Origin of the sequence: Pseudomonas sp. Pseusp11, assembly GCF_047304405.1 — a bacterium.
Lineage (GTDB): Bacteria > Pseudomonadota > Gammaproteobacteria > Pseudomonadales > Pseudomonadaceae > Aquipseudomonas.
On record NZ_JBGLZF010000009.1, the window covers coordinates 65,217 to 85,853 of the forward strand.

The 20,637-nt window shown below is 56.9% G+C and carries 19 protein-coding genes; 6 read left to right on the plus strand and 13 right to left on the minus strand.

From position 1 onward, the window contains the following. Positions 1–2: 2 nt before the first annotated feature. The 4 genes from ACCC96_RS09730 (at position 3) to ACCC96_RS09745 (ending at position 5,708) form a co-directional block, all read left to right on the plus strand. Entirely contained in the window at positions 3–2,663 is a 2,661-nt protein-coding gene (locus ACCC96_RS09730) for a hypothetical protein (RefSeq protein WP_413695687.1), read from the plus strand. Beyond that, on the plus strand, positions 2,647–3,483 hold the full coding sequence (locus ACCC96_RS09735; protein WP_019650083.1) for a hypothetical protein: 837 nt from the start codon (positions 2,647–2,649) through the stop codon (positions 3,481–3,483). Before ACCC96_RS09730 ends, ACCC96_RS09735 begins: the two co-directional genes overlap by 17 nt. A gap of 211 nt (positions 3,484–3,694) precedes the next feature. Then, a complete protein-coding gene (locus tag ACCC96_RS09740; protein WP_413695688.1) occupies positions 3,695–4,303 on the plus strand; it encodes a hypothetical protein in 609 nt (202 codons plus the stop codon). Between the two features lie 43 nt (positions 4,304–4,346). After that, on the plus strand, positions 4,347–5,708 hold the full coding sequence (locus ACCC96_RS09745; RefSeq protein ID WP_413695689.1) for a lysozyme inhibitor LprI family protein: 1,362 nt from the start codon (positions 4,347–4,349) through the stop codon (positions 5,706–5,708). Between the two features lie 62 nt (positions 5,709–5,770). On the opposite strand, the gene ACCC96_RS09750 is transcribed toward ACCC96_RS09745, so the two are convergent. Next, the gene (locus ACCC96_RS09750; protein ID WP_413695690.1) at positions 5,771–6,151 is read right to left on the minus strand and encodes a DUF6124 family protein; all 381 of its coding nucleotides are present in this window, start codon (positions 6,149–6,151) and stop codon (positions 5,771–5,773) included. Positions 6,152–6,682: 531 nt separating this feature from the next. Between ACCC96_RS09750 and ACCC96_RS09755 the strand changes: the two genes are divergently transcribed. Further along, complete coding sequence (locus tag ACCC96_RS09755) at positions 6,683–7,066, plus strand: helicase (RefSeq protein ID WP_413695691.1); 384 nt, start codon at positions 6,683–6,685, stop codon at positions 7,064–7,066. A 286-nt stretch (positions 7,067–7,352) separates the two neighbouring features. Here the strand turns inward: ACCC96_RS09755 and ACCC96_RS09760 are convergent, their stop codons facing one another. The 6 genes from ACCC96_RS09760 to exbB all read right to left on the minus strand — a co-directional run bounded on the left by ACCC96_RS09760 (position 7,353) and on the right by exbB (position 14,190). Beyond that, positions 7,353–8,753 (minus strand): aminoacyl-tRNA deacylase and HDOD domain-containing protein, encoded by a 1,401-nt coding sequence (locus tag ACCC96_RS09760; RefSeq protein ID WP_413695692.1) that lies wholly within the window; start codon positions 8,751–8,753, stop codon positions 7,353–7,355. 78 nt (positions 8,754–8,831) lie between these two features. Then, positions 8,832–10,907 carry an ATP-dependent DNA helicase RecG gene (gene recG, locus ACCC96_RS09765; protein WP_019650087.1) on the minus strand — a complete coding sequence of 692 codons (2,076 nt, stop codon included), beginning with the start codon at positions 10,905–10,907 and terminating at the stop codon, positions 8,832–8,834. A gap of 9 nt (positions 10,908–10,916) precedes the next feature. Further along, positions 10,917–11,846 (minus strand): hydrogen peroxide-inducible genes activator, encoded by a 930-nt coding sequence (locus tag ACCC96_RS09770; protein ID WP_008007618.1) that lies wholly within the window; start codon positions 11,844–11,846, stop codon positions 10,917–10,919. Between the two features lie 215 nt (positions 11,847–12,061). Beyond that, on the minus strand, positions 12,062–12,808 hold the full coding sequence (locus ACCC96_RS09775) for an energy transducer TonB (RefSeq protein ID WP_413695693.1): 747 nt from the start codon (positions 12,806–12,808) through the stop codon (positions 12,062–12,064). After that, positions 12,805–13,233 carry a TonB system transport protein ExbD gene (exbD, locus tag ACCC96_RS09780; protein ID WP_413695694.1) on the minus strand — a complete coding sequence of 143 codons (429 nt, stop codon included), beginning with the start codon at positions 13,231–13,233 and terminating at the stop codon, positions 12,805–12,807. Before exbD ends, ACCC96_RS09775 begins: the two co-directional genes overlap by 4 nt. Positions 13,234–13,239: 6 nt before the next feature. Further along, positions 13,240–14,190 (minus strand): tonB-system energizer ExbB, encoded by a 951-nt coding sequence (gene exbB, locus ACCC96_RS09785; protein WP_019650090.1) that lies wholly within the window; start codon positions 14,188–14,190, stop codon positions 13,240–13,242. A 189-nt stretch (positions 14,191–14,379) separates the two neighbouring features. Here exbB and ACCC96_RS09790 point away from each other — a divergent pair, with 189 nt between their 5' ends. Next, entirely contained in the window at positions 14,380–15,237 is an 858-nt protein-coding gene (locus ACCC96_RS09790) for an SDR family oxidoreductase (RefSeq protein ID WP_413695695.1), read from the plus strand. Between the two features lie 50 nt (positions 15,238–15,287). Here ACCC96_RS09790 and ACCC96_RS09795 read toward each other — a convergent pair whose 3' ends face one another. The 6 genes from ACCC96_RS09795 to gmk all read right to left on the minus strand — a co-directional run bounded on the left by ACCC96_RS09795 (position 15,288) and on the right by gmk (position 20,629). Further along, on the minus strand, positions 15,288–16,022 hold the full coding sequence (locus ACCC96_RS09795) for a hypothetical protein (protein WP_413695696.1): 735 nt from the start codon (positions 16,020–16,022) through the stop codon (positions 15,288–15,290). Positions 16,023–16,206: 184 nt separating this feature from the next. Beyond that, positions 16,207–16,947: a hypothetical protein gene (locus tag ACCC96_RS09800; protein WP_019650093.1), complete on the minus strand. Its 741-nt coding sequence runs from the start codon at positions 16,945–16,947 to the stop codon at positions 16,207–16,209. Positions 16,948–17,010: 63 nt separating this feature from the next. Beyond that, positions 17,011–17,391 (minus strand): RidA family protein, encoded by a 381-nt coding sequence (locus ACCC96_RS09805; protein WP_003177257.1) that lies wholly within the window; start codon positions 17,389–17,391, stop codon positions 17,011–17,013. A gap of 24 nt (positions 17,392–17,415) precedes the next feature. Further along, complete coding sequence (gene spoT, locus ACCC96_RS09810; RefSeq protein ID WP_413695697.1) at positions 17,416–19,521, minus strand: bifunctional GTP diphosphokinase/guanosine-3',5'-bis pyrophosphate 3'-pyrophosphohydrolase; 2,106 nt, start codon at positions 19,519–19,521, stop codon at positions 17,416–17,418. 56 nt (positions 19,522–19,577) lie between these two features. Further along, positions 19,578–19,841, minus strand: coding sequence for a DNA-directed RNA polymerase subunit omega (gene rpoZ / locus ACCC96_RS09815; protein ID WP_003177259.1), 264 nt, complete (start codon positions 19,839–19,841; stop codon positions 19,578–19,580). A 167-nt stretch (positions 19,842–20,008) separates the two neighbouring features. Beyond that, positions 20,009–20,629, minus strand: a complete 621-nt coding sequence (gmk, locus tag ACCC96_RS09820) for a guanylate kinase (protein ID WP_018927481.1) — start codon at positions 20,627–20,629, stop codon at positions 20,009–20,011. Between the last annotated feature and the right edge of the window lie 8 nt (positions 20,630–20,637).

A 20,637-nucleotide genomic window follows, 5' to 3' on the forward strand; every position in this document is an offset into this window, starting at 1 on the left:
TAATGACAGAAACAACTAGCAAAGTACAAAAATGGTCGTATCCCCTGAAGGTAGGGACAGCAGAAGCGACGGATCCGCAGCAGTATTACGACGCTCTGGCAAAAGCTAAGGCTGGTTTCTACCCTGTCGGAAGCAACGGTCTTTGGCACGGGGGCGTACATTTCGACGAAGACACCGGTCTAGTAACCGACTTAACCGAGGTCAGGTGCATAGCTGATGGTGAAGTTATTGCTTACCGTATCGATGAGAGCTATCCAACTTCAGATTATTTAGGGAGTCCGGCAGCGCCTTTTTCTACTGGTTTTGTTTTGGTTAAACACGTTTTAACGCCGCCAACACCTACTGCGCCGTCCGGAGCAGGAAATGTGGCTTCCGGTCCAAGCCTTACGTTCTATAGTCTCTATATGCACCTTCTGGACTGGAAGACATATCAAGAAAAATCCGCCCTCCTTAAGCGGCCAACTTACTGGGGAGGGGGGCTTTCTACGGTCAAAGCCAACGCACCTGATGCGTTGTTAGGACTTCGCGTACGCAGCGATAAATCATCTCAGTCCGCAGAGTTGGCTGTGCTGCCAAGAGGAACAACAGTAACTACCAAGCCTGCTCCAGCAACCCAAAAATGGCTGGAACTTGTAAGTGTATCCCCTCCAATTTCTGGGTTGGAGCCAAATACGGGGTGGGTTTTCAAAAAGCAAATGCATCACCTGTCCGGTGATCAATACCTTATTGATAAAGATGCGAAGGACCCTATACCAGAGTATACAAATGGGGTGAATTTACGTGACTTGACCACGGGGAAGATTGTTGCATTCCTTCCGGTAGGTACGCAGGTGAAAGTAGTTAGTGGACCAGGTCAGTATAAGAAGTTGGTAGAGATAGTAAGTGGCGAAACCATCCCGAAACTTGCGAGTAATATAAATCCTGCGGGGCTTGGAAAGATTTTTGCCGCGTCTTTAGAAGAGTTGAATGAGCCTCAGAAACCTTGGGGTGAGGTCTTTGTTCTTCCCTCTTCAGTGAAAATTAAAGCGGGGGAAAGAATAGGGCATGTTGGCAAGTATAAAAATAATGGAGATGCTGCTAGCAGGAGTGTCTTGCATCTTGAAGTGTTCAGTAGTGATGACGTACCGGCGTTTATTGAAAGTTGTAAGCCCATAGGGGCTGGGGTTCCGGAGGATCAGAAAAAATTAATTATGGTCCATAAAGGCGCGAGTCAAATAGTCTCCCATGCTGATGGCATGAACAACACGCATCCTCCAGTAGCCTCGCCTTCCTCACCTAAAGTAGGCTTTGACACGATAATTTCGGTTGACGTTCTTAGTCGAATGTCTGCTGATCGAAAAATAAAGGTGGGAGGCGGTACAGCGGGAGCTGAGAGTTTCTGGTGGCGTGTTGATAAAAAATTTTCCGATGACGCAGGTCAGCCTCTAGACGGCTGGCTACATGAACAGACGTTGATTACGACCAGGCATAGTGGTTGGGAATGGATTGGCTTTCAATATCTAACCGAGACTGTCAGTAACGTCGAAAACCTAGCTGGCCATTTAGACTCCCAAGGTGCTTTGACTGAAGAAGAAGCTCCAAATTACAGTGCACAATTGAATGCTGCTGATGGAGGCCCGATACGTGAGTGGCTTTATAAAACTATCGATATTGACTCCGATAAAAAGCTGTCTGTTGAAGAGATAAAGTCAGCTATTGAAAAATTTTGGTTTGCTCAGCCAATTTCACAAATGATCAGTAAGTATGAAAGCGAATGGCTGTGGAATGAAAGTAAATGGTCTGAACTTGATCCTCTTATGAAAGACTCATCGGGTACTGTTGATCCCGATTGGATAGTAGAAAAGAAGCGGATTGAAAAATTATCATGGTGGACTCAGTTGGCAAGCAAACAAGCCATAGCGGGTGATGGCAATGTTTGGCATTTTCATCCGGTTGGTCTATTAGGTAATTTTTATGTTTCCCGCATGAGAAGGGACTACGATTTAGGTAGCCTGTCTAGTCACTACGAAACCGGCGGGCGTGGCTCAATTACCGTGTCCGGGGGAGCTGGGGATGCAGGAGGGGTTTCCTATGGCGCTTATCAAATGACCAGCCAAGTTAAGATTAAGAACAGTGATGGCACATTCACGGTAATTAACGGCGGGACGGTTAAGAAATTTGTGAATTGGAACGGCATGCCATGGGCGAGCGAGTTCTCTGGGTTGACACCAGGCTCTACTGCATTCACCAATAAATGGAAGGAGTTGGTGGAGAGTAAAGGGCAAGAGTTTGTCGATGTGGAACACGAATTTATTAAGGTTTCACACTTTGATATCCAGATTCAGAAAGTTATTACGGATACCGGGATCGATTTGAGGTACCACTCGCATACTATGAATGATGTGGTTTGGTCCACGGCAGTTCAGCAAGGGCCAGGTGCTTCAATTGTTGTAAATGCGATAAATAGTCTCGGGATACCTCATGAAGAAACTAAGGCTTACGATGAGAAATTGATTGACGCCATCTATAATGAGCGAGGAAGAAAGATTGTAGGCGGAACGCTAAATGGTCAATTGTACTATTTTTCGAAAAATTCCATTGCTGTGCAGCAGGGTGTGGCAGATCGATTTGTATCAGAAAAGACGAAAGCACAGGGGCGTTTGAAAGATGAAAGCGGCTATTAATTTTTTAGTGTTTGCTCTTGCTGTGTTTTTTGCCAGCATCTCAATGGCTCAAAACAGTCTATCACTCTACGCTTCCTCGTCAGGGAGTGCGGCTATAACTGAGGCACATGGAGGTACCTCACTACTTGTTCTTGCTGGGGGAAACGATGCTGGGCAGGCTACATCAGGTAGCTGTGTAATCGCAGCGACCTTAACAGCTGTCGAAGGAGGCTATGAAGGTAACCTCCTACCCATTAATACCGAGCTAAATAGCTATAGTGAAGAGCTGGCGCAAGGAAAGAAGCTGCAAATTGAGAGTAACTCCGGCTCGATAATTATCAATGATGCAGATTATGTCGGAATCTGCGCCTTGGATAATAGCTTGGTTAATCTATACGAAAAAGTTTTACTTGGTGATAAAAAGTACAAGAATGTTTATGCGGAAATGATTAGTCTTGCCCACGCTGATGCCTTGTCTTTGTTTAAAAAAGGACAAAGAGTTGAGGCGATTGCAGAGCTTTCTCCTTATGCAAGTAATTATAAAGCTGTTTGGTTAGCTGATAAGGAGTTGGCTGGCGTTGTGATTTTGGCGATAAATGATTATGCCTATTTTCTACAAGAAAATAACCAGGCGATAGAGTCTATCCCATTTTTAAATGATGTCGTGGCTGCTGAGCCAAGTAGAGCGGTGGCTTGGTTAAACTTAGCCGATTCGAATTGGGCGATTGGCAAGAAAAATGACGCTGCAAAGCAATATGCTGTATATAGAAATCTCATGCTGAAGGTGAACAGAAAGTCAAAAATTCCACAGCGTGTATTTGAACGTTCTGATGCTCTTTGACGGACTTTGATTTGATAGGCGCAGAATATGTACGTATTTGTTGGTTTGTCGTCCTGATCGCCTGGCGGAGAGCGGGATAAGAGCGAAAAGGGGGCTGATTTATTTACGAGGTGGGTTCGGCTATTGATAAATAAGTCTGTCCCATTTTCTTGCCTTCTTTATGCCGGTTTTATCTGGGTTTAAGGGCGTGAAAGGGGATGGATATATTATCTTGATCCATTTGCGCGTTTGGTTTCCATTGTTTGTTGCTAATCCATTTTTGTTTAAGCAGGTTGTCGTGATACATAAATTTTGTTTTTCATTATTGGTATTTATGCTCTGTAGGGTCTCCGTGGCTCAGGACGATAGCCTCTATCTGCGGGGGGCGGTAGTGAATGGACCTTATAAGATAACTGTTGTCGAAAATGCGGAGTTATCGGTTTTGGAAACGGGAGATGCAGAGTATCCCGTGTCTTTAGTCCTCGACGTGAAAAACAGCGATGGAACATCGGCTAGACAGTTGGTTGATAAATATAATGTTGCTGGTTCGTCACCCAAGATCGAGTCGATATTTTTTTATCCGGTTCAGGATGTAAAAAATGTCTTTGTTTTGGTTTCTTGGGGAATTAACAGTAGAGGCATTGGTACCTACGGTACTCTGTATCAGGTCTATGCTTATGCACGAAGTAGTAATGGTAGGTTGATCTCCAATCAATTGATTCAGACTAATAGGTACTTGAGCGGGATCGATGGCTTTATTGAGGGTGTGCCACAAACGTTTGCTTATAAAGATGCGGCCTCAATAAAGGCATACGTAAAGAAGCACCTTAATACGCGATAACCCCTTACGAAGGGAACTGTTAAAAATTACAAGGATGATGGGGATGAGTCAGTTTATAAGGCTCCTTATTGGTGCAGTATTTAGCGGTCTGCTAGGTTTGCCCACTGCGTTTGCGCAGGATGATTGCAACGAGATCATCATAAGCGAGCAAATTGACAGGTGTTCTGATGTCGCGAAGAACGCTGCCGATTTGCAGTTGAATACGAGTTATCACCAGCTTATGGCTCGACTCGAAGCGCAGTATCGAGCCGAACCCGACACGGGGGCGGCGTATACAGCGAAGGTCAAAGAAGCGCAGCGTGTGTGGATAAAATTGCGCGATGCGAATTGCCCGCTCGAAGCGTTTGAGATTAAGCCTGGCACGTCCGCCTATGTAGCAACGGTGAACAATTGCATCGCAAGAATGAGCCGCGAGCGTACAGTCTTTCTGGACAATATTGCGCCCGACATCGTGAGTGGTTCTGCTGTTGGGCGAGGGGCAGGCGCCTCGTGTCCATCCCAGAACTTTGCTCAGTTTCTGCCGGCGTTTTCTGCCAATGCCGAGTCCCAGAAGCGCCTAACCGCACTGGCGGTAAAAATATTGGTATTGAAGCGCACCTCGGACCCTGGTCAATTTGAACCGCAAATTACTGCGGAGACAGGCTCCAGTTTGACGTTTCCGTTGATGGCTGCGATGGAAGGCAAGACTGAAGGGGTTGAGATCGAAACAGTCGATGACGCTCACATGAACGTTGTGGATAAACGGGCCGGTAACAGCAACATCAAGATTTTTAACTTTGCTAAAAAGTCGTGCTGGTCGCTGGTGGGGATTGAGGATTGGTCGATCAGCGAGAGGGAGCTTGTCGCACCCGATAGACCCGGAATGAGCCGCGCGGAGAACCTTTGTTATCAACGTGCTGAGGGCTTGGGTGGGTTGGGGTTTCTTGAACGATACCGTCTGACTGGGGAGTTGATTGAAGCGTCCCTGGAAAACTATGTCTGTGCTGCAGAGTCGGGTGATCCACAGGCGAGTCTGTCGGCGGCAAGCTTAAGTCTTTCGCAGATGGCACCTCAGCTGGAAACCAGCAAGGTTGAGGCTTTGTTCAAAGCGGCATCGACGACAGCGAGCGGCGCGCTGGGTTATGCCACTTATTTTTGTAACGGTAATTCCACCGACTATAACGGCCCTTGCCTCCACCCCGAGCAGGCAGAAAGGGAAGCTATTCGCGCGGTTTCCATGGGATCCACAGAGGCGATGAACTACCTGGGGTCTTCTTTTGAGAGTGGTGAATTGGGAACAAAGGATATGTCCCGGGCGTTGGCCTGTTATCAGATGTCAGCTGATAAAGGTAGCCCGGGGGGGAGCGCCGGCGTGAAGCGTTTGGTTTCGCAAGGCTCAGACATAAAGGCCAGTCACTGTCTGTAAATTTCGCCGTGCAGGTATAAACGCTGAAGAAGGGGACTTTAAGTCCCCTTCGTACTTTTTTGCTACGCCTTCGCCCGATGCTCCGCCGGATTCGGCGAATCGATATGATCCAGCGCTCGCTCCACCAACAACTGCACTCCATCCGCCATTCTGCTGAGCGCCAGGGCGACTGAGCGGCGGGTGCCTTCGATGTCATCGGCCAGGTCGGCGGCGATGGCGCTGATGGACTTCAGGTCTTCGGAGGCGTTGGCCAGGAGGGCTTCGGTGTCGATGTCGGGGGAGACGGTGAAGAGTTTGCCTTTGCGCTTGGGTTTTTCTTTGGGGGGTGGGGCGAAATGGTGGTCGAGGGCGCGTTCGGCGGCTTCGTGGAGTTTTCTGGAATCTAAGGATTCGTAGGGGGATGTGGCTGGGTTTTCTGGGGGATTCGGTGTTGGCTTGATCATTTGAGTAGTACCGATATTAGGAGCTAGCACCGTTTCGCTTGCACTTCGAATGAGGTGGCAGCTGTGTATAGGTGTGCAAGACCGGAATCGGCAAACCGGCAGACCCGAAGGTCTCCCACACACAGCCGCCATAACGATTCGGGAGCATAAGAAAACGCTCAATGAATAGCCATAACCGATTGTGTGCCGATTCCGGACTTGCACGTCCGAGTCACCGATTTTGCGGTGACGAACAGAGGTTATCGGTGAACGCCAAGGTCGCCTAGTTCACGGACAGCCCGGCGTTTTGAAGGAAATGTCCGAGTGGTTTGAGGGCATTAAGATCAAAAGATCGCAGCCTTCGGCAGCTCCTACAGGAATGTGTTTCTTTAGGTGTAGGTCGGGTCCCTCAGAATGAAGTGCAAAGCGTGACTTAGCGGTCATCATGCGGGAAAAGCGGTTCATCTTCTTCTAACACAACCCGACAGTGGCGTTCTGGCTTAGAGCGGCTACACTGCGCCGGCCGTTCATTTTTCTTTTGAGGCTGTGCGCATGAAATTTCGTTTTCTTCTGTGGATGCTGGGTTTGTTGATGGGTAAGGCCAGTCGGACTAATCCTGCGTTTCAGCAGCAGTTGGGTGACAAGGCGTTGGTGTTTCAGCTACAGACCCTGGACGGGAAGGTGGCGCGGCATTTCGTGGTGAAGGATCAGCGTATTACCAGCAAGGCTGGGGTGTATGCGGAGCCGGCGTTTGCGATTGCCTTTAAAGACGCGGCGTATGGTTTTGCCACGATGCAGGCGAAGAACAAGCAGTTGGCGTTTATGACGGGGATTCAGGACAAGTCGATTCAGATCAAGGGCAACCCGGCGCTGGTGATCTGGTTTCAGGGGTTGACCAAGTATTTGAAGCCGAGGAAGGCGAAGGCTAAGGCCTGAGAACCTTGATCCAGTCAGGAGTGGAGGAGGCTTTTGTGGCGAGGGAGCTTGCTCCCGCTGGGCTGCGAAGCGGCCCTAAACCTGAGATTGGGTTGTTTCAGGTCGACCGTGTGGGCCGGGGTTGCGACTGCTGCGCAGTCGAGCGGGAGCAAGCTCCCTCGCCACAGGGGTTGTGGTGATCAGGTAGATCGGCGGGGGATTCATCGCGGGCAAGCCACGCTCCCACAGGGATCACCTGAAACCTGTGGGAGCGTGGCTTGGTCCGGGCGGCGATCCGACGATGCTTTTAGGCCTGGCTAAATTGCGAAGCCAGTTCACGCAGCAGCACTTCAGCCTCAAGCACTTTGCTGACCACGTCGTTGGCCTTGTCGCGAGTCAGCCCCACACGCTCCAGCAAGGCATCCGGAATGTCTTCATCCGGCCCCGAGCCAATCCCGCGACTACGCAGCAAACGCACGGCCAAACATACGAGGTTCGGGTACTCGGCGTAGTCGCCGTCGTAGCTTGGGTCGTGCTGGAAGCGCAGGGCGGTGGCCAGTTCTTCGGGCATGTCCCAGTAGCGCATCAGCCACGCACCGATTTGTTCGCGGCTGATGCCCAGCAGGTGTTGCTCGACGTAGCTGTGGCACAGGTGCGGGTTGACCTCCAGGTGGCGGCAGATCAGCGAGAAGTGCGGCGGGAACACGTGGGCCAGCAGCAGGTAGCCGAAGTTGTGCAGCAGGCCGGCGAGGTAGGTCAGGCCGGCTTCCGGGCGCTGGGCGCGGGGCATGGCGCGGGTCAGGCCTTCGATGACGGCGGCGGTGTAGATCGATTGCTGCCAGTACGGCGTGGTGTGTTGCGGGTGGTCTTTGGGCAGGCTCAGGGTTTTGCCCAGGGCCAGGCCCAGCGCCAGGTTGATCACCAGGTCGAAACCCAGTACGCGGACGATGGCGTCTTCCACTGAACGAATCTTGCCCGGCGAGGCGTAGTACGGCGACGCTGCCCAGCTGACGACTTGCGCGGCCAGGGCTGGGTCGGTTTCGACCACGCCGGTGATGTCGTCGATGGTGGCGTTGGGGTCGACCCGCAGTTTGATGATTTTTTGCGCGGTTTCGGCCAGCGGCGGTATCTCGATGGTCGCTTCCAGGCGTTGCTGAATGCGCCGCGCGGTGAACGCTTGCACGGCCTGGGTGATTTCCTCGCGGTCATCGTCGGGGCGGTCGAGGTTCGGGCGGATGCTGTGCACGGCTTCGCCGAAGTTGCCGGCGCTGGCCTTGGTCAGCATGGTTTTGAAATCTTCGCTGGTGATTTCCAGCAGCACGCCGGGCTCGCCCGAGTTGATCAGCAACTTCGGTTCGCGCAGCAGGCTTTCTTCGTACAGGCACGGTGAGCTGGTGAGCGCCGGCAGGCCGGGCAGCAGGCTCAGGCTGTGTTTGCCGAGCATTTTTACCAGGCGTTCGGTGGATACGGCGGTCAACCGGCGGCCGGTGAGTTCGGCGAGGCGGTTGAGGTCGAGCAATTGGCTTTGCGGAAACAGCACCATGAGCGCGCCGACGGCATCGTCCAGCAAAACCGCCTGCACTTTGCGTGCGGCGTTCAGGCCGTGATGGTCGAGGACTTCCTGGTAGGCGATGCCCAGTTTGCCGAGCAGCAGCCGAATAACAGACGGAGCGTGCGGGGTTTCAGGGGCGAGGGCAGCTTCTGTCATGGTCTGTATCCGTTTTCAAACAATTGCAGGAGTATAACCAGCTTGTTTAAGGCCAGGGTCCAGAAACTGCGACAGTGCTCACACTTGGCCGTATTGCTGCCCATGGCGTAGCCAGCGGTCGAGCAGCGGGCTGACGTGATCCGGCCAGCGCTCGAGCAAGGCTTGGGCGGCGTCGCGCACGGCGGGCAGTAAATCGGCATCGCGCATCAGGTCCGCGACCTTGAATTGCAGCAGGCCGGTCTGGCGTGTGCCGAGCATTTCGCCGGGGCCGCGCAGTTCGAGGTCTTTTTCGGCGATGACAAAACCGTCGTTGGTTTCGCGCATGATGCCCAGCCGCTGACGGCCGATCTGCGACAGCGGTGGATGGTAGAGCAGCACGCAATGGCTGACGGCGCTGCCCCGGCCGACGCGGCCACGCAACTGGTGCAATTGCGCGAGGCCGAGGCGTTCGGGGTTTTCGATGATCATCAGGCTGGCGTTGGGCACGTCCACGCCGACTTCGATCACCGTGGTGGCGACCAGCAGTTGCAGGTTGCCGGCCTTGAACTCGGCCATCACCGCGGCTTTCTCGGCGGGCTTCATGCGGCCGTGGATCAAGCCGACTTTCAACTCGCCGAGGGCGGCGGTGAGGTCTTCATGGGTGGTTTCGGCGGCCTGGCAGGTCAGCTCTTCCGATTCTTCGATCAGCGTGCATACCCAGTAAGCCTGACGCCCTTCGGCACAAGCGCCGCGCACCCGTTCGATCACTTCGACGCGCCGGGTGTCGGTGACCAGCACCGTATTCACCGGGGTGCGGCCGGGGGGTAATTCGTCGAGGATCGAGGTGTCGAGGTCGGCGTAGGCGCTCATGGCCAGCGTCCGGGGGATTGGCGTGGCGGTCATGATCAGCTGGTGCGGACACATCCGCCCGCCGACGCCTTTCTGCCGCAATGCCAAGCGCTGCTGCACGCCGAAGCGGTGCTGTTCGTCGATGATCGCCAGCGCCAGGTTCTTGAATTGCACTTCGTCCTGGAACAGTGCGTGGGTGCCGACCACCATCGGTGCGCCGCCCGCGATCTGCTCCAGCGCGGCCACGCGGTTTTTGCCCTTGAGCTTGCCCGCCAGCCACGCAACTTCGATGCCCAGCGGTTCGAGCCAGCGCTTGAAGGTGATGAAGTGCTGCTCGGCGAGGATTTCGGTGGGCGCCATCAGTGCGACCTGATAACCCGCTTCCAGCGCCTGAAGCGCGGCGAGGGCGGCGACCACGGTTTTGCCCGCGCCCACGTCGCCCTGAATCAGCCGCAGCATCGGTTCGTGCTGGCTGAGGTCGTAAGCGATTTCGTTGCCGACCCGTTGCTGGGCGCCGGTCGGGGTGAAGCCGAGGTTGGCCAGATACTGTGCTGGCAGCTTGGTGGCTTTGGGCATGGCCGGCGCGCGCAGGGCACGCATGCTTTCGCGCAGGCGTTGCTGGGACAGTTGATGGGTCAGCAGCTCTTCAAAGGCCAAGCGGTGCTGGGCCCAGTGATGACCGAGGGCGAGCTCATCGACGTCAGCATCGGCGGGCGGGTGATGCAGGTAGCGGATCGCATCGGCCAGCGGCGCCAGTTGATAATCCCGGGCCAGTTCGGTCGGCAGCCAGTCGGGCAGGCTGCTGGGGCCGAGCAGGGTCAGGGTTTGCATGCACAACTGGCGCAAACGCTGCTGGGTCAGGCCTTCGGTGAGCGGGTAGACCGGGGTCAGGGTTTCATCCACCGGCGGCGGCTCGTCACCGGTGATGGCGCGGTATTCCGGGTGGTAGATCTCCAGCCCCGAGGCGCCGGGCCGGGCTTCGCCGTAGCAGCGAATCCGCGTGCCGCGTTTGAGGCCTTCTTTCTGGGCGTTGCTGAAATGATAGAAGCGCAGGCTGAGCCCGCCGGTGCCGTCCTGCAGACGGACAACCAGGCTACGGCGCCGGCCCATGACCACATCGGCGCCGCTGACGGTGCCTTCGATCACCGCGTCTTGCCCGGGTCGCAAATGGCCGATCGGGACCACGCGAGTGCGGTCCTGATAGCGCAACGGCAGGTGGAACAGCACGTCCTGGAGATTCTCCAGACCGACCTTGGCGAGTTTCTCGGCCATGGCTTCGCCGACACCCTTGAGTGCCGTCACCGACACTTGCGACAGCTCGGTCATGACCGCGACTTAACCGGCCACCACCGGCGCTGGCGGCTTGGCCACCGAGCACAGGCGAATGGAGTCGGCGAGAATTTCAATCGCCTTGGGCCGCGGGAAGCTCGCGCGCCAGGCGATGGCCACGGTGCGGAACGGCACCGGCGCACTCAATGGACGCACTTCGATCACGCCGGGGGCGTAGTGGTGGCTGTCCACCGCCGACAGCGGCAGGATCGAAATGCCGAGGCCAGAGGCGACCATGTGGCGGATGGTTTCCAGCGAGCTGGATTCCACGGTGGTGTGCTTGGCGCCGTCGTTGCCTTTGGCCAGGGTCGGGCAGGCTTCCAGCACTTGATCGCGGAAGCAGTGGCCTTCGCCGAGCAACAGCAGGCTCTTGTCGTTGAGCAGGGCGGCGTCGATGGATTCTTTTTGGGTCCACGGGTGCTGGGCCGGCATCAGGACGTAGAACGGCTCGTCGTAGAGCTGCAAGGTCAGCACGTCGGCTTCGTTGAATGGCAGGGCGATGATGATCGCGTCGAGCTCGCCGTTGCGCAGTTTGTCGCGCAGCACATGGGTGAAGTTTTCTTCGATGTACAACGGCATCTGCGGGGCGACCCGGTGCAGTTGTGGAATCAGGTGCGGGAACAGGTACGGGCCGACGGTGTAGATCGCGCCAACTTTCAGCGGGGCCGTCAGCTGGTTCTTGCCGGCCTGGGCCAGTTCGCGGATGCCTTGGGCCTGTTCCAGGACTTTCTGTGCCTGGGCGACAATGCCTTCGCCGACCGGGGTCAGGCGCACGGCACTCTTGCTGCGCTCGAAAATCAGCACACCGAGTTCGTCTTCAAGCTTTTTCACGCCCACCGACAGGGTCGGCTGGCTGACGTGGCAACGCTCGGCCGCGTGGCCGAAGTGCTGCTCTTGGGCGAGGGTAACGATGTAGCGTAATTCTGTGAGAGTCATAGCAAGCGTCCATGAAGTTGCGGGCCAAGCATACCGGCTGCAATCGATAGACGCACGTTATCAGACTGAGTGTGCTAAGTGACACTGGGCAATGCAGGTTTGCCGTTTCCAGATATGCAAAAAGCAAAAAGATCGCAGCCTCCGGCAGCTCCTACAGGGTGTACATCAATCCCAGGTAGGAGCTGCCGAAGGCTGCGATCTTTTGATCTTCCGTTTTAGCGGCGACGTTCCAGCGAGTAAACAAACGGTGCAGTGATTTCGATGGTGCCGTTGTTCAGCATGTCGGCCGGTGGCTTGGGCAGCGGTTGGGCGCGGCGGATCATTTGCAGGGTGGCCCGGTCCAGGTCGGCAGTGCCCGAGCGGTCCACCAGTTCGAATGACAACACGTTACCTTCGGCATCTACCACGAAGCGCAGGCGATTCAAACCTTCCTTGCCTCGCATCCGTGCGCTGGCCGGGTACTCTTTGTACTTGGCCAAGTGCGCGAGCAGGGTTCCTTGCCAGTTAGCTTTAGCCGCTTGCTGTGCCGGTGATGGACCGGGAGTCGGCGGAGCGGATTTCTCCGTCGGCGCCTGGGTTGGCTGCGCGTCGCTAGGCTTCTCCTCGGAAGGCTTTTCCTTCGGTGGCTCCGGTTTTTTCTCCACAGGCTTGGGCGGTTGCGGCTTCGGCTTGGGTTTGACCGGTTTCGGCACGGCAATCTCGGCCTTCGGCGCTTCAGCGAGTTTCGGAATCGGCAGTTCTTCCACCGGCGCTGGAGGCTGCGGCGGCGTGATCACCTTTGGCGGTGCGGGCGGTGGCGGGGCCGGCATCGGCGCCAGCTCGACCATCATCGCTTGCGGCGGCAGCTCGATCGGCGGGCGCGAGGTCCAGTTCAGCGCGAGCGCAATGGCCAGCGCATGGACGCCCAGCACCACGGCCAGGCTACCGCTGTAACGCGTCAGCTTTTGGCGCGTGTTGATCATTTTTTGGCTGCCGTCTCGAGTCCGACCAGACCGACCTTCAGGTAGCCGGCGGCGCGCAGGGCGTCCATCACGCTCATCAGGTCGCCGTAGTCCACGCCTTTGTCGGCCTGGAAGAAGATCGTCGTGTCTTTCTTGCCCTGGGTCTTGGCGTCGAGCGTGACGCCGAGGGCTTCGGTCTTCACTTCGTCTTCGCCGAGGAACAGGCGCTGGTCAGCTTTTACGCTGAGGAACACCGGCTTCTCTGGCCGCGGCGCCGGTTTGGCGGTGGAGGCGGGCAGGTCGACCTTGATGTCCACGGTGGCCAGCGGCGCCGCCACCATGAAGATGATCAACAGCACCAGCATCACATCGATGAACGGCGTGACGTTGATTTCGTGGTTCTCGGCCAGATCGTCGTCTGCGCCTTCTTTCAAATGCAGGCCCATGGCCGATTACCCCACTTTCACCATGTGCGGATGCGAGCTGCGCTCGGGCGGCTGGTGGTCGAGGTCACGGCTGACCAGCAGCAGGACTTCTGCCGAGGCGTCGGACACTTGCGCCTTGTAACCGGCAATGGAGCGGGCGAAAACGTTGTAGATGACCACCGCAGGAATCGCTGCAACCAGACCCAGAGCGGTCGCCAGCAGGGCTTCGGCGATGCCGGGAGCCACGACGGCGAGGTTGGTGGTCTGGGTTTTGGCGATGCCGATGAAGCTGTTCATGATGCCCCATACGGTACCGAACAGGCCGACGAACGGCGCGGTGGAACCGATGGTGGCCAGCACGCCGGTGCCGCTGCTCATGTTGCGACCGCAGGCGGCAACCAGGCGCTCGAGGCGAAAGCTCACGCGTTCCTTGATGCCTTCCTTCTCGCGGCTGTTGGCCGACAGGCGCATTTCTTCCAGCGCGTCGTGGACCAGCAGATTGGCGAGGGTGCCTTCCTTGGCCGCTGTCGAGCTGGCTTCTTTAAGGGTGGCGGCTTTTTTCAGATGGGCGATTTCAGCGCGCAGACGGCGCTTGGCGCCCATCAGCTCGAAGCCCTTGGCGATCCAGATGGTCCAGGTGATGATCGAGGCGATGGCCAGGCCGATCATCACGATTTTCACGATAATATCGGCGTTCTGGTACATGCCCCATGGCGACAGGTCGTGGGCCATGCCCAGGGAGTTGTCGGCTTCGAGAGCTTGCGGCATGTCCGCGGCGTCTACGGCCTGGACCGGATCGGTCGCGACAGGTGCGGTTTGAACGGCTGGTGTTTGAGTGGCCGCAGGCTGTGTGGCCGGCGCTTGCGCATCGGCGAATGCGGCGGTCGGCGCCAGCATCAGGCTGAGCAGCAGGGCGGCTACCGCGCTCCAGGCGCGAGGTCGTTTGGTTGGCGAAGCGGAGAGTTGATTGCGTGTCATGCTGGCCGGACCTGAGAGGAAAAGACGGTAAGTGTTCTTCCAGGCCTCGTAAGGCCGAGAACAAAAGTGGCTGGCATTATTGCAATTAATTCTTGTTAACAAAAGTAATAGCGTCTCTTTTTTTCTTCCATTGCTAGCCGCTTATCCATTTCGGGCGCTAGTCTGTACCTTTCTTGAGGGAGTCTTCTGATGTCCGCGCCTTCTGTTTTGATCGCCGGCTGCGGTGATGTCGGCAGCCGTCTGGCTACGCAATTGTTGAATTCGGGGTGGGAGGTTCACGGCTTGCGGCGTGACGTCTCACGCCTACCCCAAGGGGTGATTGGCGTTGCCGGTGACTTGTTCAATAAAGACTGCCCGGCGACCTGGCCAATCGGGGCGGTGGATTACCTGGTGTATTGCGCGGCGGCTACCGATCACGATGAGGCCGGATACCGCGCCGCTTATGTTCAGGGTTTGCAGCACGTGCTGGAATGGCTGGGCGACTACGGGCAAGTGCCCGATCGGCTGCTATTCGTTTCCAGCAGCAGTGTTTACGGCCAGCAAGAGGGCGAGTGGGTCGACGAGAATTCGCCAACCGTGGCGGCAGGCTATTCAGGGCGCGTGATGCTGGAAGCCGAGCAAGTGGCGCGTGATAGCGGCATCCCGGCCAGCATCGTGCGTCTGACCGGTATTTATGGTCCAGGTCGAGAGTGGCTGCTGACTCAGGTTCGTCGCGGTTATCGCGTGGCGATCGATCCGCCGCTGTACGCCAATCGGATTCACGTCGACGACGCGGCGGGGTTGCTGGCGTTCCTGCTTGAGGCGGATCGGCGTGGAGTGGCGCTGGATGATGCCTACATAGGTGTCGATGATGCGCCTGCGCCAATGGCAGAGGTGGTGGGCTGGTTGCGTGAGTACCTGGGCGTTACCGAATGGGCCGAGGATGCCAGTGTGCGTCGTGCCGGCAGCAAGCGTTGCAGCAATGCTCGGGCGAAGGCGTTGGGCTGGACGCCGCGTTATCCTGGTTACCGAGAGGGGTATGCGGCGATTCTTGAAGGTGGTGGTTGATCTGATCTGGTGTTTAAAGAGCAGAAGCCTGCGGGCTCCTTTGTTTTGGATCACTGTTTTTCCAGCAGCCACTGGCGAGTCGACGGTTTACCCGAACCCTTCAGCTCGGGGTTGATGTCGGTTATCCCGAATATTTCGAGCCATTTGCCATTGCGAGTAAAAAAGAACCCCCGTCCGGTGTCTTGGTTACGCAGCAAGAGGTTGTCGTATCCAGTGGGCATGTCGCTGCTGCAGTCTCCGGCGAGGCAGAGTTCGTAATGGTCGGCACCAGGCAGTCCTTCAACCCGGCCGTCAGAGTAAAACCGTACGGTGTTACCCGTACCGTCGACGACTTTCCAACTGCCGCCCATATAGGCTGAATTCAAGGCTTGCCGGAAAGTGCCGGCCCAGCGCGGGTCTTTCACCGCCGACTCTTTGGGGCGAGCAAACACCTGCTCAGGTTCGTAGCCCTTCGCCAGTTGGATCAGTTGCTTGCCGTTGAATCGCAGTTCGTCGCTACCGTAGCCGTTGTAGTCAACCGTCCAAACGCCAGGTTTTCTCTTCAGTAGTCGGCCTCCGCCTACTTCAGCACCGCTGTTGGACGTCGCCTTGTCCCTGCGGCTGTCGATGTCCCATTCCAGGTTCGAATGGCCCCTGAGTGTTTCAAGCAGTGGCTGGCCTTTGGCGGCCGCATCGATGGCCCCCTGGTTGATCCAGATGCCGCTGATATCATTTTCTGTGGGGGCATTGGCACAACCACCGAGGAATATGGCGAGCAATGAAAAAGCGATCAGCGCCCTGCGCATGAATTCATCCTTGGGAGAGTCTTCGACCGGGCCCTCTATACTATGGCAGCGGTGGAGTTTGGTCGCAGAAAACAGTGTTGCCAATTTTGAGCGCCCGGACACGGCGTGAGCGTTTGGTATAGATGCTGAGGGGGTTGTCGTCAGGCAAAAGAAAAAAGGAGCCCTCGGGCTCCTTTTTGCTGGATCACTGTTTTTCCAGTAACCATTGCCGAGTGCTTGGGGTAAACGATGGCTGTTCGTCTGCCAGGGAGGTGTTGATCGCCTGGAAAATTTCCAGCTGCTTGCCTTTGCGCGCAAAGATCCACGAACTTCCTTGGCCACCTTGCTGTAGCCAGAGACTGTCATAGCCGCTACTCATGTTGGCACAATCTCCCGCCAGGCAGAGTGCATAACGATCAGCACCCGGGAGGCCGTCAACCCGGCCGTCTGGTTGAAACTGCACGGTGCTACCTTCGCCTGAGCCGCTGAGGATTTTCCAGCTGCCGCCCATATATGCAGAGTACAGGGCACGCTCGAAACTGGCGCCAACCGGTGCACCCTCAGGCACTGCGTCCCGGGCGCGATCGAATACCTGCTCGGGTTCGTTGTCTGTGGCCGCCTGCAACAGTTGTTTGCCGTCACGGCTCAACTCGCTGCCGGAGCTGCCATAGAAGTCGACCTTCCAGGCGCCGGATTTTTCACCCAGCAGCTTGCCATCGACATTTTCGAAGCCGTTGGTGTATCGCGCCTGACCGGCTCTGGTATTGATATCCCATTCCAGGTTTGGACCGTAGGCCTGGAGGGCTTCACGCAAGGGGCCGCCTTTGGCAGCGGCATCGATTGCCGCCTGGTTGATCCAGGTGCCACTGATGTCGCGGTCGGTGGGGTCGCTGGCACAGCCGCCGAGAAAAATGGCAAGCAAAGAGAGAGCAAGCGCTTTGCGCATGACGGAATCCTTTCAAAAACGGAATTGGCGCAGCGCGGCGGCTGCGCCAGGACGTGTTACCCGTTACTCGATGACGAGAATGGCGTCCATCTCGACCTGCGAACCCTTTGGCAGGGCTGCAACGCCGATGGCGGCGCGGGCTGGGTAAGGCTGGTCGAAGTACTTGCCCATGATCTCGTTGACCTTGGCGAAGTGGCTCAGGTCGGTGAGGAAAATGTTCAGTTTGACGATGTCTTTAAACGAACCACCGGCGGCTTCAGCCACGGCTTTGAGGTTCTCGAAGACCTGGACGGTCTGGGCTTCGAAGCCTTCGACCAGTTCCATGGTTTTTGGGTCCAGAGGAATCTGACCCGACATGTACACGGTGTTGCCAGCCTTGATCGCCTGGGAGTAAGTACCGATGGCGGCCGGGGCCTTGTCGCTGTTGATAACGGTCTTGGTCATGTATGACTCCTTGTGAGGGGTGGGCTACGCGCGCATGCGGGTGATGCGGATGACCCCGGTCAGGGCGCGCAGTTTCTTGATCACGCGGGCCAGGTGCACGCGGTCGTGCACGCTGACCACCAGTTGGACCACGCTGATACGACCGTCGCGTTCGTCCATGCTGATTTTTTCGATATTGCCGTCGGCCGCGTTGACGCTGCTGGCCAGCAGGGCGATCAGGCCGCGCTGGTGTTCCAGTTCGACGCGCAGCTCGACGTTGAATTCGCCGGTGACATCCTTGGCCCACGAGAGCTGGATGCATTTTTCCGGGTTGTGGCGGATCTCGCTGATGTTGCGGCAGTTGTCCAGGTGCACCACCATCCCTTTGCCGGCGGACAGATGGCCGACAATCGGGTCGCCAGGGATCGGCGTGCAGCACTTGGCGTAACTGAGCACCAGGCCTTCGGTGCCGCGAATGGCCAGCGGACCTTCCGGGCTCGGCAGCTGTTCGCCTTCGCCGAGCAGGCGGCGGGCGACCACGTAAGCCATGCGATTGCCCAGGCCGATGTCTTCGAGCAGGTCTTCGATCAATTCGAGGCGGTATTCGTGGAGCATCAACTGCACGCGCTCGGTCGGGACTTTTTCCAGCGAGCTGTCGAAGCCGTTGAGCACCTTGTTTAGCAGGCGTTCGCCGAGGCTGATGGATTCGGAGCGGCGTTGCAGTTTCAGTGCATGGCGGATGTGGGTCCGCGCCTTGCCGGTGACCACGAAATTGAGCCATGCCGGGTTCGGCCGTGCGCCGGGGGCGCTGACGATCTCGACCGTGGAGCCGCTTTGCAGCGGTTCGGACAGCGGCGCGAGACGACGGTTGATCCGACAGGCAATGCAGCTGTTGCCCACGTCGGTGTGTACCGCGTAAGCGAAGTCGACCGCCGTGGAGCCTTTTGGAAGCTCCATGATCCGGCCTTTGGGCGTGAACACGTAGACCTCGTCCGGGAACAGGTCGATCTTCACGCTCTCGATGAATTCCAGCGAGTTGCCGGCCCGTTGCTGCATCTCCAGCACGCCTTTGACCCACTGGCGGGCGCGGGCATGAGTGCCTTTGGGCTGTTCGTCGCCGCTGGATTTGTACAGCCAATGGGCGGCGATGCCGTTGTTGGCCATCTCTTCCATTTCACGGGTGCGGATCTGGATCTCGATCGGTACACCGTGCATGCCGAACAGTGTGGTGTGCAGCGACTGGTAGCCGTTGGCCTTGGGGATCGCGATGTAATCCTTGAAGCGCCCCGGCAACGGTTTGTACAAATTGTGCACGGCACCCAGCACGCGGTAGCAGGTATCGACCTTGTCGACGATGATCCGGAACGCGTAGACGTCCATGATCTCGTTGAAGGCCCGACGCTTGCCACGCATTTTCTTGTAGATGCCGTAGAGGTGTTTCTGACGACCGCTGACCTCGCCCTGGATGCCATCGATGGCCAGGCAGTGGCTGAGGGATTCTTCGATCTTGTTGACGATTTCCTTGCGGTTGCCCCGGGCGCGTTTGACCGCCTGGTTGATCCGCGCGGAACGCATCGGGTGCATGGCCTTGAAGCCGAGGTCTTCGAACTCTATGCGGATGGCGTGCATGCCCAGCCGGTTGGCGATGGGCGCATAGATTTCCAGGGTTTCCTTGGCGATCCGCCGGCGTTTTTCGCCGGACAGCACTTCCAGGGTACGCATGTTGTGCAGGCGGTCGGCCAGCTTGACCAGGATCACGCGAATGTCGCGCGCCATGGCCATGGCCATTTTCTGGAAGTTTTCGGCCTGGGCTTCGGCCTTGGTCTCGAAGTTCATCTGGGTCAGTTTGCTGACCCCGTCGACCAGTTCGGCCACCGTTTCGCCGAACTGCGCTTGCAGCGCTTCCTTGGCAATACCGGTGTCTTCGATCACGTCATGCAGCATTGCAGCCATCAGGCTCTGATGGTCCATGTGCATGTCGGCAAGAATATTCGCCACCGCAAGAGGATGCGTGACGTACGCCTCACCGCTGCGGCGGCGTTGACCGTCGTGGGCTTGTTCGGCGTAGAAGTACGCTCGGCGGACCAGGTTGACCTGGTCCTTGCCGAGGTAGGTCGATAAGCGATCGGCGAGGGCGTCTATGCTCGGCATGATGACACCTGCCGTTTGCTATGACCCCGCGCCGTGCTACGTCGACCAGGCATGGCTTATACTGCCTCGTTGGACTCGTCCTCGAACGCTGCGAACAGCGGTTCGTCTTCGACGATTTCAGCGTTGGCGATGAACTCGTAGCTCATCAGGCCCTCAGCGATTTCACGCAGCGCTACAACTGTAGGCTTGTCGTTTTCCCACTGAACCAGGGGCTCTTTGCCACCGGTGGCCAGTTGACGGGCACGCTTGGTAGAGAGCATGACCAGCTCAAAGCGGTTTTCCACGTGTTCTAGGCAGTCTTCAACGGTTACGCGGGCCATGGTATTCCTCGGAGCGAATGCAATATGCGCGCTGCCCGGTTGGGCGAGCGGACTCAACAGTTTAAAAAATCACCAGCGATTAGGGAAGCGCTGATTTTTTGACCAGGCTCTTCAACGCGCTATAAGCACCAATGTAAAGCCCTTGCAGCGGTTTTGGGAAGAGCTGATTAGCCGAGCAATTCAGCCAATAATTTGCCATGACGCTGCTGCTGACGCTTCTGATGCAGCTGATTGGCGCGGAAAATCGCCTTCAGATCGTCCAGTGCGTGGGCGAAATTGTCGTTGATGATCAAGTAATCGTAGTCGACGTAATGGCTCATCTCGCTGACGGCTTCGCGCATCCGGCCTTCGATGATCTCGTCACTGTCCTGGCCGCGATTGGTGAGGCGCTGGTGCAGGGCCTCCAGGGACGGCGGCAGAATGAAGATCGAACGGGCCTGGGGCATCAACTTGCGCACTTGCTCTGCACCCTGCCAGTCAATTTCCAGAATCAGGTCGTGACCTTCATCCAGGGTCTGCTGCAGGTGGCTTTGCGAAGTGCCATAGAGATTGCCGAACACTTCGGCGCGCTCGAGGAAATCTCCGTGCTCGATCATCTTCACGAACTCGCTGCGTTCGACGAAGTGATAGTTCACGCCGTTCACTTCACCAGGGCGCATGGCGCGGGTGGTGTGGGAGACCGAGACGCGGATCTCCTGATCAGCGTCGGTCAGGGCTTTGACCAGGCTGCTCTTGCCCGCACCCGAAGGTGCGGAAATGATGTACAGGGTGCCGGTACTGTGGGTCATGTCAGGTT

What these genes read in the sequence shown, in the direction of transcription:
- ACCC96_RS09730 (WP_413695687.1), top strand. Translation starts at nt 3, where the DNA reads ATGACAGAAACAACTAGCAAAGTACAAAAATGGTCGTATCCCCTGAAG.
- ACCC96_RS09735 (WP_019650083.1), top strand. Translation starts at nt 2,647, where the DNA reads ATGAAAGCGGCTATTAATTTTTTAGTGTTTGCTCTTGCTGTGTTTTTT.
- ACCC96_RS09745 (WP_413695689.1), top strand. Translation starts at nt 4,347, where the DNA reads ATGAGTCAGTTTATAAGGCTCCTTATTGGTGCAGTATTTAGCGGTCTG.
- ACCC96_RS09750 (WP_413695690.1), bottom strand. Translation starts at nt 6,151, where the DNA reads ATGATCAAGCCAACACCGAATCCCCCAGAAAACCCAGCCACATCCCCC.
- ACCC96_RS09755 (WP_413695691.1), top strand. Translation starts at nt 6,683, where the DNA reads ATGAAATTTCGTTTTCTTCTGTGGATGCTGGGTTTGTTGATGGGTAAG.
- ACCC96_RS09760 (WP_413695692.1), bottom strand. Translation starts at nt 8,753, where the DNA reads ATGACAGAAGCTGCCCTCGCCCCTGAAACCCCGCACGCTCCGTCTGTT.
- recG (WP_019650087.1), bottom strand. Translation starts at nt 10,907, where the DNA reads ATGACCGAGCTGTCGCAAGTGTCGGTGACGGCACTCAAGGGTGTCGGC.
- ACCC96_RS09770 (WP_008007618.1), bottom strand. Translation starts at nt 11,846, where the DNA reads ATGACTCTCACAGAATTACGCTACATCGTTACCCTCGCCCAAGAGCAG.
- ACCC96_RS09775 (WP_413695693.1), bottom strand. Translation starts at nt 12,808, where the DNA reads ATGATCAACACGCGCCAAAAGCTGACGCGTTACAGCGGTAGCCTGGCC.
- exbD (WP_413695694.1), bottom strand. Translation starts at nt 13,233, where the DNA reads ATGGGCCTGCATTTGAAAGAAGGCGCAGACGACGATCTGGCCGAGAAC.
- exbB (WP_019650090.1), bottom strand. Translation starts at nt 14,190, where the DNA reads ATGACACGCAATCAACTCTCCGCTTCGCCAACCAAACGACCTCGCGCC.
- ACCC96_RS09790 (WP_413695695.1), top strand. Translation starts at nt 14,380, where the DNA reads ATGTCCGCGCCTTCTGTTTTGATCGCCGGCTGCGGTGATGTCGGCAGC.
- ACCC96_RS09795 (WP_413695696.1), bottom strand. Translation starts at nt 16,022, where the DNA reads ATGCGCAGGGCGCTGATCGCTTTTTCATTGCTCGCCATATTCCTCGGT.
- ACCC96_RS09800 (WP_019650093.1), bottom strand. Translation starts at nt 16,947, where the DNA reads ATGCGCAAAGCGCTTGCTCTCTCTTTGCTTGCCATTTTTCTCGGCGGC.
- ACCC96_RS09805 (WP_003177257.1), bottom strand. Translation starts at nt 17,391, where the DNA reads ATGACCAAGACCGTTATCAACAGCGACAAGGCCCCGGCCGCCATCGGT.
- spoT (WP_413695697.1), bottom strand. Translation starts at nt 19,521, where the DNA reads ATGCCGAGCATAGACGCCCTCGCCGATCGCTTATCGACCTACCTCGGC.
- rpoZ (WP_003177259.1), bottom strand. Translation starts at nt 19,841, where the DNA reads ATGGCCCGCGTAACCGTTGAAGACTGCCTAGAACACGTGGAAAACCGC.
- gmk (WP_018927481.1), bottom strand. Translation starts at nt 20,629, where the DNA reads ATGACCCACAGTACCGGCACCCTGTACATCATTTCCGCACCTTCGGGT.